The organism is Pseudomonas sp. WS 5011 (assembly GCF_012985775.1).
In the GTDB taxonomy this organism is placed as follows: Bacteria; Pseudomonadota; Gammaproteobacteria; order Pseudomonadales; family Pseudomonadaceae; genus Aquipseudomonas; species Aquipseudomonas peli.
The window spans coordinates 146,751-159,145 of record NZ_JAAQXA010000004.1 but is presented as its reverse complement, the minus strand read 5'-3'; the positions used below and the strand labels follow the sequence as shown (position 1 = coordinate 159,145).

12 protein-coding genes are annotated in these 12,395 nt (G+C 58.9%); 4 read left to right on the top strand and 8 right to left on the bottom strand.

What is annotated here, in order from left to right; genetic code table 11:
* Position 1: 1 nt before the first annotated feature.
* Positions 2-370, bottom strand: a complete 369-nt coding sequence (sdhD, locus tag HBN63_RS06315; RefSeq protein WP_160087252.1) for a succinate dehydrogenase, hydrophobic membrane anchor protein — start codon at positions 368-370, stop codon at positions 2-4.
* Positions 364-738 carry a succinate dehydrogenase, cytochrome b556 subunit gene (gene sdhC, locus HBN63_RS06310; RefSeq protein ID WP_160087254.1) on the bottom strand — a complete coding sequence of 125 codons (375 nt, stop codon included), beginning with the start codon at positions 736-738 and terminating at the stop codon, positions 364-366. Before sdhC ends, sdhD begins: the two co-directional genes overlap by 7 nt.
* A gap of 361 nt (positions 739-1,099) precedes the next feature.
* Here sdhC and gltA point away from each other — a divergent pair, with 361 nt between their 5' ends.
* The gene (gene gltA, locus HBN63_RS06305; protein ID WP_160087256.1) at positions 1,100-2,374 is read left to right on the top strand and encodes a citrate synthase; all 1,275 of its coding nucleotides are present in this window, start codon (positions 1,100-1,102) and stop codon (positions 2,372-2,374) included.
* A gap of 68 nt (positions 2,375-2,442) precedes the next feature.
* On the opposite strand, the gene HBN63_RS06300 is transcribed toward gltA, so the two are convergent.
* From HBN63_RS06300 to HBN63_RS06280, 5 genes are all read right to left on the bottom strand, one after another.
* Entirely contained in the window at positions 2,443-3,045 is a 603-nt protein-coding gene (locus HBN63_RS06300; RefSeq protein ID WP_170048806.1) for an START domain-containing protein, read from the bottom strand.
* A 36-nt stretch (positions 3,046-3,081) separates the two neighbouring features.
* Positions 3,082-3,342 (bottom strand): YkgJ family cysteine cluster protein, encoded by a 261-nt coding sequence (locus HBN63_RS06295; protein ID WP_170048805.1) that lies wholly within the window; start codon positions 3,340-3,342, stop codon positions 3,082-3,084.
* A gap of 88 nt (positions 3,343-3,430) precedes the next feature.
* Entirely contained in the window at positions 3,431-5,326 is a 1,896-nt protein-coding gene (locus HBN63_RS06290) for a sensor histidine kinase (protein ID WP_170048804.1), read from the bottom strand.
* Positions 5,326-7,542, bottom strand: coding sequence for an EAL domain-containing protein (locus HBN63_RS06285; protein ID WP_170048803.1), 2,217 nt, complete (start codon positions 7,540-7,542; stop codon positions 5,326-5,328). The genes HBN63_RS06290 and HBN63_RS06285 overlap by 1 nt, the downstream gene beginning before the upstream one ends.
* Before the next feature lie 105 nt (positions 7,543-7,647).
* Positions 7,648-8,523 (bottom strand): NAD(P)-dependent oxidoreductase, encoded by an 876-nt coding sequence (locus HBN63_RS06280; protein WP_345940473.1) that lies wholly within the window; start codon positions 8,521-8,523, stop codon positions 7,648-7,650.
* Positions 8,524-8,730: 207 nt separating this feature from the next.
* On the opposite strand from HBN63_RS06280, the gene HBN63_RS06275 reads away from it, so the two are divergent.
* The 3 genes from HBN63_RS06275 (at position 8,731) to rhtA (ending at position 10,610) form a co-directional block, all read left to right on the top strand.
* Positions 8,731-9,282 carry an exonuclease domain-containing protein gene (locus HBN63_RS06275; RefSeq protein WP_090253251.1) on the top strand — a complete coding sequence of 184 codons (552 nt, stop codon included), beginning with the start codon at positions 8,731-8,733 and terminating at the stop codon, positions 9,280-9,282.
* Positions 9,283-9,377: 95 nt separating this feature from the next.
* A complete protein-coding gene (locus HBN63_RS06270) occupies positions 9,378-9,659 on the top strand; it encodes a pyrimidine/purine nucleoside phosphorylase (protein ID WP_090253248.1) in 282 nt (93 codons plus the stop codon).
* A gap of 78 nt (positions 9,660-9,737) precedes the next feature.
* Complete coding sequence (gene rhtA, locus HBN63_RS06265) at positions 9,738-10,610, top strand: threonine/homoserine exporter RhtA (RefSeq protein ID WP_170048801.1); 873 nt, start codon at positions 9,738-9,740, stop codon at positions 10,608-10,610.
* Here the strand turns inward: rhtA and HBN63_RS06260 are convergent.
* On the bottom strand, positions 10,607-12,385 hold the full coding sequence (locus HBN63_RS06260; protein WP_170048800.1) for an ABC transporter transmembrane domain-containing protein: 1,779 nt from the start codon (positions 12,383-12,385) through the stop codon (positions 10,607-10,609). The genes rhtA and HBN63_RS06260 overlap by 4 nt on opposite strands.
* Positions 12,386-12,395 lie beyond the last annotated feature (10 nt).

Genomic DNA, 12,395 nt, shown 5'->3' with positions numbered 1-12,395 from the left:
ATCAGTTACCCCAAAAAATCTGCACGCCCCAGACGAAGAACGCGAACATGGCAACGCCACACGCGGCCTGGAACAGAAAACGCACGACAGTAGCCCACTTACCCAGGGCCATCGGCGTCAGGTAGTCGGTGGAAATTGTCCACATGCCAACCCAGGCGTGAACGCTAAGCGCCACCAGGGTCAACAGACTGAAGATACGCATTGCGTTATTGGAGAACAGCGCCTGCCATTCGGCATAACCCAGACCCGGGTTACACACAACAAAGCCAAGCAAAAACAGCACATAAGCCGCGAGGACGACAGCAGACACACGCTGCGCCATCCAGTCATAAAGACCCGAACGCGAGAAATTCGTGACGTTGGTTACCATATCCACACCCCCAGCAGCACGATCACGATCGTCGAGACGACGAGAACGATTTTCGAACCCAGCTTGCCGCCTTCCAGCGTCTCACCGATGCCCATGTCCATGATCAAGTGGCGTACACCGGCCACCAGGTGGTACAGCAGAGCGGACAACAGACCCCAAATCACAAACTTGGCCAGCGGGCTGGTCAAGCACTCTTTCACCTCAGCAAAACCTTCTGCAGATGCCAGCGATTTGTCGAGCCCGTACAGCAGCACAGCAATGCCGAAAAACAGAATGATTCCAGAAACACGGTGAAGGAATGACGTAACGCCAGTGATAGGAAGTTTGATCGTCCTAAGGTCGAGGTTTACAGGTCTTTGGCTATTCACGGCTTTTTATCACACTGAGAGCCCCTAACTATCAGGGCAAAGTTGTCGGGAGGTGCACTGGTCAGGTACCCATCACCCAAGGAGTGACAACTACCAAAAGACAGGCTAAAGCCCTTGGTAGCTGGGCGCAGAGTATAGACAGTTAGGTTACTAATGACAACGCAAAGCCCCCTACCTAAAAGCGCATTGCGTACCTTTTATAAATGGCGTAAAGAACAACTTTAAAAGCCCGAAAACCACCCGCAAACCCTTCTGCCGCCTGGGTTTTCGCAAATTGACATTCGAATTTATCTCACTATAGTGGTGCGGGCCCTGCGTGGGGGGCAGTCAGATGATTTCAAGCATAACTAGGAGGCCACACATGGCTGACAAAAAAGCGCAGTTGATCATCGAGGGCGCAGCCCCCGTCGAGCTGCCCATTTTAACCGGCACCGTTGGTCCCGATGTAATTGACGTGCGGGGCTTAACCGCCACGGGCCGTTTCACATTTGATCCTGGCTTTATGTCCACCGCCTCGTGCGAGTCGAAGATCACCTACATCGACGGCGACCAGGGCATTCTGCTGCATCGCGGCTACCCCATCGAACAGCTGGCAGAGCAATCCGATTACCTGGAAACCTGCTACCTGCTGCTGAACGGCGAACTGCCGAGCGCAGAAGAAAAAGCCAAGTTCGTCAGCACCATTAAGAACCACACCATGGTTCACGAGCAACTAAAGACTTTCTTCAACGGCTTCCGCCGTGACGCTCACCCGATGGCCATCATGTGCGGTGTAGTCGGTGCCCTCTCGGCCTTCTACCATGACTCGCTGGACATCAATAACCCGCATCACCGCGAAGTATCGGCCATGCGCCTGATCGCCAAGATGCCAACCATCGCCGCCATGACCTACAAGTACTCCATGGGTCAGCCGATGATGTATCCGCGTAATGACCTGAACTACGCGGAAAACTTCCTGCACATGATGTTCAACACCCCGTGCGAGATCAAACCGATCAGCCCGGTGCTGGCCAAGGCCATGGATAAGATCTTTATCCTGCACGCCGACCATGAGCAGAACGCCTCTACCTCCACTGTACGCCTGGCCGGCTCCTCGGGTGCCAACCCGTTCGCCTGTATCGCAGCCGGTATCGCCGCCCTCTGGGGCCCGGCGCACGGCGGTGCCAACGAGGCCGTGCTGAGCATGCTGGATGAGATTGGCGATGTTTCCAACATCGATAAATTCATCGCCAAGGCCAAGGACAAGAACGATCCGTTCAAACTCATGGGCTTCGGTCATCGCGTTTACAAAAACCGCGATCCGCGCGCCACCGTGATGAAGCAGACCTGCGACGAAGTACTGAAAGAGCTGGGTATCAAGAACGATCCACAGCTGGAACTGGCGATGCGTCTGGAAGAAATCGCCCTGACCGACCCGTACTTCAAAGAGCGCAACCTGTACCCGAACGTCGACTTCTATTCGGGCATCATCCTCAAGGCCATCGGCATCCCGACCAGCATGTTCACCGTGATCTTCGCCCTGGCGCGTACCGTCGGCTGGATCTCGCACTGGAAGGAAATGCTCTCCAGCCCTTACAAAATTGGCCGTCCGCGCCAACTGTACACCGGCTACCCGCAGCGCGACCTGAAGAAGTAATTCAGTCCTCGCCGCACAAAAAAGGCTGCCCAAGGGCAGCCTTTTTTATTGCGCTGAACAAGTCAGCTTTACGGCTTTTCAGCCAACTCGCGCAGCCCCTGCAAGGTATTGAACGGCGCATCCACGACAAAGCTATTGGCCAACCAGGCCGGTACGCTGCCACCCGGCTCAGAATGCACCTCGTAGATCACCTCAATTTCACCTTCGTGCGGTGTGAGGCTCCAGAAGCCCTCAACCTTACTCACCCGCACAAAGCCTTGCTGCAGCGGTAAATAATCGGCAACCCCACGCAGGATCCGGGTCACCCGGCCATCGTTATCACGCGTAGTGGTTACCTGCAGGATCGAATCACGCGGCTGCACCGGCCAAGGTGTATGGAAGCGACTGTAGGCCCAGCTTAGGTCACCCTCATGTTTGAGCAGCTTCTGCTCGCTGCAGGCATGAATCCAGGCGCAGGCCGCGCTGACATCATCCTGCAGGGCCAACAAGCGTGGCATATCCGCTCGTATGCGAGTGACACCGCGAAACGCCTGAAAACTTGAGCCCGGTATCTGCTGCAAATAGACCTGAATACCTGCCTCATCCTTGACCAGGCGCCATTGCGCCGCCTGAACCCCACTCGCCACCAGCAACACGGCAATTCCCAAGAGCAGCCCTGTAAACCGCACCATCACGCCTCCAGCAGCCAATAACGTTGCGCCACAGTATCAGACTGCAACGGTCGTGCTTTGCTCCAGCCAGCCAATCAACTGCAGCGCCTCTGCCGTATTGCTGCCACATACATACTCGGCAGCATGAAATGCGGAACACACTGCAGGTCGCTCAGGCCGGCCAAAAATCAGGCAGTAGTTATTCGCATCCAGCTGCACACAGCGCACACCCGCAGGCTTGCCGTCGGGCATACCTGGGATGGGGGAGCTGATCGAAGGGGCAATGCAGCAGGCGCCGCAGCCGGCACGGCAATTCATGACAGGGAAACCTCAAAATCACAGCACAGAGTACAGGCCGACGATTCTACGTGGGTACAGATGGCTTGGCAGCCGTCCATCTATAGATTCAGGCAAGCGGTAGACGCAGGCGAAACTGCGTGCCCTGCCCTGGTGCGCTGCGTACCTGTAGATCAGCGCCGAGAATATCCACAGCCAGCTGGTGGGTGATATGCAAGCCAAGCCCGGTGCCTCCGCGTCCGCGCCGGGTGGTAAAGAACGGGTCGAAGATCTTCCCCAGCACCTCCTCGCTCATGCCGTCGCCGTTATCGCTGACTTCAATCACGCATTCGCAGCGCATCTCATCATGCTCAACCCTGACCGTAACCACGCCGTTCATGCCCGAATCGAAAGCATGGATCAGCGCATTGTCGATCAGGTTCTGCAGGATCTGGCCCAGAGGCCCTGGATAGCTGTCGAGCATCAGGCTCGGCGGTAGCTCCAGCTGTACCCGATGGTTTGACTGCTTAAGCTTGGGAGTAAACAGCAGCATGACCTCACCGACCAACTCGACCAGATCAAAGCAACGTCGCTCGGTACTCGCACGGTCACTGGCCAGTTGCTTGAAGGCCCGGGTTAGCTGCGCCATGCGCATCAAACTATTGAGGATGATCGCCAGGCCTTCATCATTGCGCTGTACAAAGCGCTCCAGCGCCGAACGCTGAAACCCTTCACCGAGGCTATTTTGCAGACTCTGATTACCCTTATCCAGAGTTGAGGCAGCCTTGCTGGCGGCACCAATCGGCGTATTCAGCTCATGCGCCACCCCCGCGACCAAGGTACCCAACGAAGAGAGCTTTTCCGCCTGGAGCAAGGCGCCGCGCGTGCGCTGCAGCTGATCAACCGTGTCACGCAGCTCCGCATTACGCTGCAACAGTGCCTGACTACTGACCTCCAGCGCCTGGCGCACCTGATCACGCTCGAACTCCGCCAAGCCGAGGCGCAACACCACCAGTAGCCCAAGAGAGAGCATCACGCAGACAAACAGCAATACCTGCCAGAATACTTGCCCGCGCAGACCCTGAATTTGTTCCAGAGGCAGGTGCGAAACCAGTAACCAGTACTCACCTGTTGCCGCGTCCTGGCCACTGCCCTGGTAGGGATCGAACTTATTAAAGGCCCAGTAACCACCACTGTCGCTGAACACGCCATCGTGGGCAGCCTGCATCCGCCGCCAGCTATCCGGAAAGCGGCTGGCCAGCGTTGCCTCAGGCTTGCCAAGAGCAAAACCCCAGGCATCCTGCTCATCAGCGGCGAGCATCCAGTAGCCTTCGTGGTCGACCAGAGTCAGGTTGTTGCCGTAACTCTTGGACACCTCTGCCAGACGCTGCACCAGCACTTGCCCAAGGTAATTGAGGATCAGGATGCCGCGGGGCTTGCCCTCACCATCGAAAATCGGCTCGGCAACCCGCAGAGTGGGCTTGAGTGGTTGTTCGACGCTGCCCATATCAGCGTTCAGGTCAAAACGTGAGAGGTAGAACGCGCCCTGAGGCAGGTTCATGGTCTCGACGAAGTAATAGTGCTGCGCCTGGTTGTGCAATTGCGCCTGATCACTTGTCAGCGGCTCGCCATTGCGCCAATCAACCCGCACCTGCTCTGTACCACGCTCATCCAGCCAGCGAATCTGGTCATAAACCATGCTGCTGCGGGCGAACTCGACAAACAGTTGACTCAGGGCGTGCCGGTTATCTGCACTTGGGTTCCGCAGCACCTCAGCCAGTAGTGGCTGTTGGATGAGAAATTGCAGATTGCCGCGCAAGGTCGCCAGGTGCCGATTTAGCACGCCAACGCCCTCGTTCAGACTGACCTGCTGATCGCGCAATAACGGTTCAAGTCGCGCATCCAGCAAGCGCTCGTAAAGCAGTGCCATCAGCAGCAGAATCAGCAGCGTCCACGGCACAAATAACAGCAATAGGTTGCGCCTGACCGGCTGCGACAACAGCCTGGCGCGCCTGGATTGCTGCATCAGACCGTGCGCTCCGGCCAGTCACTCAACCAATTGAGTAAATCAGCGCAGGCCATCGGCTTGGCAAACAGATAGCCCTGCGCCTGCCGGCAGCCATGTTTGAGAATCCAGTCGGCCTGCTGTTGGGTTTCGACGCCTTCGGCAATGACCCGCATGCCAACCCGCGCGGCAATCTGGATCACCGCTTCGGCGATCATCTGCTGGTCGCTGACCTCACCGATTTCCAGAACAAAACTGCGGTCGATTTTCAAGCGATCAGCCGGCAACAAACGCAGGTAGCTGAGCGATGAGAAACCAGTGCCAAAGTCATCGATGGCCACCTCCACGCCCATGGCGCGCAGCGCACGAAGCTTTTCACAGACGGTGTCGAAGGTGCGCATGGCCACCGATTCGGTAATTTCCACTTCAATCTGCTCAGGCAGCACCCCAGCCACCTGCAAGTGCGACTTAAACCGTTCAATGAAGTCATGCTGCAGCAGTTGCGGTGCAGAGACGTTAACCGCAACGCGGATGTACGGGTACCCCGCATCAGCGAGCTGTTTTGCCGCCTGCAGCGCGAGACGCATCAGTAAATCGCCCAACGGCAAGATGTAGCCCGTGGCTTCAGCCAGAGGAATAAAGCTCAAAGGCGGAACCATCTTGCCGTCAGTTTTACGCCAGCGTGCCAAAGCTTCCACACCGGTTACGCGGCGCGTTTCAAGGTCAATTTGCGACTGCAGTTCAACACTGATTTGGCCGGCGTCCACCGCATCACGCAGGGCCAGCAACATGCGATAGGACTCTGCATGCGCACCTTGCAGCCGAGGGTCGTAGACGCCGTGCTGGTCATGCCCCAAGCGCTTGGCCTGTTTCAGGGTCAACAGCGCATCCTGCAGGGCCACACTAGCGCTGCCAGTAAAGTCAGCCAGGTGCATGGTCACGCTGCTCAGGCTGTGCACCTGACCCAACTCATAAGGGCGTTTATGCCGGCGAAACAATGCCACCACGTCTGCGGCATTAATCTGGGTTTGCGGGCCGAGGATGGCAAACAGGTCATCACGCACCCGGGCAATCAGCACCTCGTGGGTGAAGGCGTCGCGCAGTTTCTTCGCCACCAGGCCGAGAATAAAATCGCCATAACCGGTGCCAAAGGCGGTGTTGGCACCAGAGAAATTATCGATATCGATAAGCACCAGCACGCGCTGATCCTTGGCCTCCGACTTCAGCGTCATGTCCAGCATGCGAATCAGCGCATTGCGATTGGGGATCTTCAGCAAGTCGTCCTGATAGGCCATTTCCTCCAGGCGGCTGAACAGCGCAACGTTGTAAAGGCCCCGGCTGATACTGACACTGAACACCTTGAGCAGCTCCAACTCGGTGTCATCCAGAGCCCGTGCACTGTCGATATAGCAGGCGTAGTCAGAACCGGCCTGAAAGCGCGGAAAGAACAAGACCGTGCAATCACTCAGACGCAGAGTCTGCTGCGCCTGCAGGCATTGGCGCACTGCCGCTGCGACCTGTGGCTGCAACACGTCCAGATTGGCGTCGATACAGTCAAAAAACCGTCCACTGGCGCTGACAATTCGCGCATTGGGTTCAGCCGTGGCGTCCCCCTCATCGGCGCGCACGCAGACAATGCCTTCGGTCTGCAGGTCAAGCAGCGAGGTGATTTCCGAGAGAATCTTGGCCGATAGCTCGCGGGTACTCTTCGAACAGAACAGTGCATTGCTCGATTCGACGATCATCTGCAAACCACGCCGCGCGCTGGCTACAGCCCTGAGCTGTGCATAACCGCGCACCGCTGCGGTGAGTACCGTTAGCAAGCGCTCAGCACTGAGTTCACTCTTGGTCCAATAATCGTTGATGTCGTAATCACGCATCACTTCATGGGCCGGCGCCAGGCCTGGCTCACCGGTGAGCATCACCACGCGGGTTTCGCGATTGCCGATCACCTCACGCAGCGCCTTGATCAGGCGCAGGCCGGCGTCTTCGGTCTCCATCACCACATCGAGCAATACCAAGGCGATGTCATGGTGTTTGGCCAGCAGCATCGAGGCTTCACGGCAGCTGAAGGCCTGGATCAGCTCAATGCGCCCACCCAGCAGCTCCAACTCGCTCAGAGCGAAGGCAGTGGCACGCTGGAAGTCGGCATCATCATCATCAACGGCCAGAACGCGCCAAACGAGCTGGCTGGTAATGCTGGGAAGGTCGTCGCGGAATGCAAATTGATCATCCATGAACAGTGCCCGTATGCCTGGGAAATTGAGAACAGCGCCGACTCCAGACTGGCGTTGAACCCAGTATAGACGGCTGTTCTCAGCTGCCAGGCGATCACATACGGTTTAGCGCTTGCGCAGACGGGCAAACAGGCTGGAGGTGTCCCAACGACTGCCGCCCATACCCTGCACATCGGCATAAAACTGATCGACCAGCGCGGTCACCGGCAGCTGCGCGCCATTAGTGCGGGCCTCGGCCAGCAGAATCGACAGGTCCTTGCGCATCCAGTCCACGGCAAAACCATGCTCGAACTCGCCGGCCAGCATGGTTTTGTGGCGATTTTCCAGCTGCCAGGATTGTGCAGCGCCCTTGCTGATCACCTCCATCGCGCCATGCGTATCGAGTCCGGCGCACTCGGCGAAATGCAGCGCCTCGGACAAGCCCTGCACCAGCCCGGCGATGCAAATCTGGTTGACCATCTTGGTCAGCTGACCGCTACCGGCTTCGCCCATCAGGCGGGCCATGCGTGCATAGGCCTGAATGATTGGCTCAGCTTTGGCGTAGGTCGCCGCCTCACCGCCGACCATGATGGTCAACGCGCCGTTCTGCGCCCCAGCCTGTCCGCCGGAGACCGGCGCATCGAGAAAACCCAGTTGGCGGGCAGCGGCCTGCTCGGCCAATTCACGTGCAACCTGCGCCGAGGCGGTGGTGTGATCAATCAGCACCGCACCAGCCTGCATGCCGGCAAAGGCGCCCTGCTCGCCCAGCACAACACTGCGCAGATCGTCATCATTGCCCACGCAGACCATCACAAACTCGGCACCCGCAGCCGCTTCACGCGGGGTTGGCGCGTGGCTGCCGGGGTATTCGGCGGCCCATTGCGCAGCCTTGGCGGCGGTGCGGTTGTACACACACACCTGATGCCCGGCACGTGCCAGATGCCCAGCCATCGGATAACCCATTACGCCCAGCCCGATAAACGCCAGCTTTGCCATATCCACCTCTACCGTCGAGCGTCCTTTACCGCACGCTTCTGATTAACTGCATACCTGCGCCATACAGCGGGTACGAACCTGGCTGCAAGCATGCCCGCCACCTGCAATCAACGCCAGTACAGCCATGTGGCAAAACTGTATGGATGCCCGAAGCAACAGGCTTTACCCGATGCTGAAACTGCTTCCATACTGACTGCACGCTAAGGAGGGCTTATGCAGCACTGGCTGGTCATCGACCTGGAAGCCACCACCGAAGAAGGCGGTTGGCCGATTACAGACATGGAAATCATCGAAATCGGCGCCAGCCTGGTCAACGCGGGCGGCCATGAAATCGAGAGCTTCCAACGGTTTGTGCGACCCACCCGACGCCCGCACCTGACCCACTTCTGCCGTCAGCTCACCCAGATCAGCCAAGCCGATGTTGATGCCGCCGCGCCACTGAGTGCGGTATGGGCACAATTCGAACGCTGGCTGCTGGCCCATCAGGCACAACTGGCGGGCTGGGCCAGCTGGGGCGACTACGACCGCCGTCAGTTTGAACAGGAATGGCGCGCCCATGGGCTGGAGAGTCACCTGAGCCAGATCCCGCACATCAACCTAAAAAAACGCTTCGCCGAAGCCCGCCAGCTACCCAGCCCGATTGGCCTGAAAATGGCGCTGAATCTCGCCGGCCTGCAGTTTCAGGGCCAGCAACATCGCGCCCTGACCGATGCGCGCAATACCGCCCGGCTGCTGCCACTGGTTTTGCCTGCGCAAAGCAGATGACGAAGAAAAAACGCTTGGGCATACTGGCGGGCCTTTTTCTATGGCCTGTCGCTACTGGCGGCCAGCCTTTTTAATCCCCTATCGAGGAACTGCAGATGTTCAAGGTCAATGAATACTTCGACGGCACCGTCAAATCCATCGCCTTCGGCATGGCTGAAGGCCCGGCTACCATTGGCGTGATGGCTGCAGGCGAGTATGAATTCGGCACCAATCAGCTGGAAATCATGCACGTGGTCGCCGGCGCCCTGACCGTGAAACTGCCAGGCAGCGACAACTGGGAAACCTTCACCAGCGGCAGCAAGTTCACCGTACCGGCCGACAGCAAGTTTCAGCTCAAGGTGGCAGCTGATACTGCCTACCTGTGTGAATACCGCTAAGCCTTAGCCGTGGTGCATAAAAGCCGGCCCCAGTGGCCGGTTTTTTTATTACTGGATAGATAACCCAAAGGAACAGTCATGCCGCGCTCAACGCAATTCTCCCTGGTGATCCTGCCGATCCTGTTGCTATTGATCGCCATGACCTCGATCCAGAGCGGCGCTTCCCTGGCCAAGGGGCTATTTCCGGAGATTGGTGCAAGCGGCACGACGGCCCTGCGCCTAAGCCTTGGCGCGCTGATCCTGTGCATTCTGATGCGGCCCTGGCAGGCAAAGCTGACGCTGAAGTCCAGCCGTTCCCTGCTGGCTTACGGGCTGTCGCTGGGCGGCATGAACCTGCTGTTCTACCTCTCGCTGAAAACCATTCCGCTGGGCATCGCCGTAGCCCTGGAATTCACCGGCCCGCTGGGCCTGGCCCTGCTTTCGTCCCGCCGTCTGGTGGACTTCGTCTGGATTGCTCTGGCGGTTTTCGGCCTGTGGCTGCTGTTGCCCACCGGACAAAGCGATGTACCGCTGGACCCCGTCGGCATGGCCCTGGCCTTGGCCGCCGGGCTGTGCTGGGCGCTGTATATCGTTTTCGGGCAAAAAGCCGGCGCTGAGCACGGCAAGCAGACCGTGGCACTCGGCACCATAGTCGCGGCCCTGCTGGTGTTCCCGATTGGCCTGTGGCAAGCCGGCAGCGGCCTGTTTTCACTGGACCTGCTGCCCGTCGCCCTCTGCGTCGCAGTGCTGTCCTCGGCCCTGCCCTACAGCCTGGAAATGGTCGCTCTGACCCGCCTGCCCGCGCGCACTTTCAGCATCCTGATGAGCATGGAGCCGGCGATTGCCGCGCTTTCTGGCCTGCTATTCCTCAGCGAGCGCCTGACCCTCAGTCAATGGCTGGCGATCAGCGCCATCATCCTCGCCTCGGCCGGTGCAGCGGCGACCATACGCCCCAAAGCCAAGCCGCTTTAAACAGCGGCCTCCGCCTCGTTACTGAACTGCAACTCGGCTAAACGGGCATACAGCGGGCTGTTGCTGACCAGCTCGCTGTGCGTGCCAATCGCCGCCAGCTTGCCGTGCTCGATCACAGCGATGCGGTCAGCGCTTTTGACCGTCGCCAGGCGATGGGCGATCACCAGGGTGGTACGCCCTTCCATCAGCGGCGGCAAGGCTTGCTGAATCAAGTGCTCGCTCTCGGCGTCCAGCGCACTAGTCGCCTCGTCGAGCAGCAGAATCGGCGCATCCACCAACAATGCCCGAGCAATCGCCAAACGCTGACGCTGCCCGCCGGAAAGCCCTAAACCGGCATCGCCCAGGTGAGTCTGGTAGCCATCCGGCAGCTTCATAATAAATTCGTGGGCATGCGCCGCTTTGGCCGCAGCTTCAACCTCAGCCAGGCTGGCAGTGGTTTTACCGTAACGGATATTGTCCTCCACCGAGCCGAAGAACAGCGCAGGGTTCTGCGACACCAGGGCAAAGCTACTGCGCAGTTCGCGAGGGTCGAGCTGTTGGATCGGCACGCCATCAATCAGGATGCGACCCTGCTGCGGGTCGAAAAAGCGCAACAGCAGATCAAACAGCGTCGATTTACCCGCGCCAGACGGCCCGACCAGCGCCAGAGTTTCCCCCGCGGCAACCTGCAGATCGATACCGTCCACGGCGAAACTGCCGGGGCGCGACGGGTAGGCGAAGCGCAGCCCTTGCAGCTCGATACGGCCCTGCACCGGCTGGGTCAGATGCAAAGCATCAATAGCCGGCGGACTAATTTCATTGCGTGCCTGCAACAGTTCAGCGATGCGTTCAGCGGCACCGGCAGCGCGTTGCAGCTCACCGATCACCTCACTCAGGGTGCCAAAAGCTGAGCCTACGATCAGGCTATAGAACACAAAAGCGGCCAGCTCACCGCCGGAAATTCGCCCGGCAATCACGTCCATACCGCCGACCCAGAGCATCACCCCCACCGCGCCGAGCACCAGCACAATCACCACAGTAATCAGCCAGGCACGCTGGGCAATGCGCTGACGCGCGGTGTCGAAGGCGGCCTCGGCGGACAGGCCGAAACGGCGTTTGTCCTCATTTTGGTGGTTGTAGGCTTGTACGGTCTTGATCTGCCCCAGCACCTCACCAACGTAGCTACCAACATCCGCCACCCGGTCCTGGCTCTGCCGCGACAACGCGCGTACGCGACGGCCGAATATCAGGATCGGCGCGACCACCAGCGGCAGCGCCATCAGCACGATGCCGCTGAGCTTGGCGTTGGTCACCACCAGCAGCACGCTACCGCCAACCAGCATGATCAGGTTACGCAGTGCCATCGACAGCGACGAGCCGATCACCGATTGCAGCAGCGTGGTATCGGCAGTCAGGCGTGACTGAATCTCCGAGCTGCGGTTGCTCTCATAAAACCCCGGATGCAGCTCGATCAGGTGGTTGAACACGCGCTTGCGGATATCGGCGACAAAGCGCTCGCCAATCCACGACACCAGGTAGAACCGGGTAAAAGTACCGATGGCCAGCGCCAGTACCAGCACGAAGAACAGCCCAATCGACTGCTGCAAGGCCGCCGGCGATTGAGTCGCCAGGCCCTGATCAACCAACAGCTTGATGCCCTGCCCCATCGACAGGGTGATGGCGGCGGTAAACATCAGCGCCAGCAAGGCCCCAAACACGCGACCGCGATACGGCGCAATAAAGCGCCAGGCCATGCGCAGGGCATTGCGTTGACGGGAAGACAGGATCGAAAGCATGAAAGCTCGC

Excerpts from the sequence above, each read along its gene's own strand:
- sdhD (WP_160087252.1), bottom strand. The coding sequence starts at position 370 with ATGGTAACCAACGTCACGAATTTCTCGCGTTCGGGTCTTTATGACTGG.
- gltA (WP_160087256.1), top strand. The coding sequence starts at position 1,100 with ATGGCTGACAAAAAAGCGCAGTTGATCATCGAGGGCGCAGCCCCCGTC.
- HBN63_RS06300 (WP_170048806.1), bottom strand. The coding sequence starts at position 3,045 with ATGGTGCGGTTTACAGGGCTGCTCTTGGGAATTGCCGTGTTGCTGGTG.
- HBN63_RS06295 (WP_170048805.1), bottom strand. The coding sequence starts at position 3,342 with ATGAATTGCCGTGCCGGCTGCGGCGCCTGCTGCATTGCCCCTTCGATC.
- HBN63_RS06290 (WP_170048804.1), bottom strand. The coding sequence starts at position 5,326 with ATGCAGCAATCCAGGCGCGCCAGGCTGTTGTCGCAGCCGGTCAGGCGC.
- HBN63_RS06285 (WP_170048803.1), bottom strand. The coding sequence starts at position 7,542 with ATGGATGATCAATTTGCATTCCGCGACGACCTTCCCAGCATTACCAGC.
- HBN63_RS06275 (WP_090253251.1), top strand. The coding sequence starts at position 8,731 with ATGCAGCACTGGCTGGTCATCGACCTGGAAGCCACCACCGAAGAAGGC.
- HBN63_RS06270 (WP_090253248.1), top strand. The coding sequence starts at position 9,378 with ATGTTCAAGGTCAATGAATACTTCGACGGCACCGTCAAATCCATCGCC.
- rhtA (WP_170048801.1), top strand. The coding sequence starts at position 9,738 with ATGCCGCGCTCAACGCAATTCTCCCTGGTGATCCTGCCGATCCTGTTG.
- HBN63_RS06260 (WP_170048800.1), bottom strand. The coding sequence starts at position 12,385 with ATGCTTTCGATCCTGTCTTCCCGTCAACGCAATGCCCTGCGCATGGCC.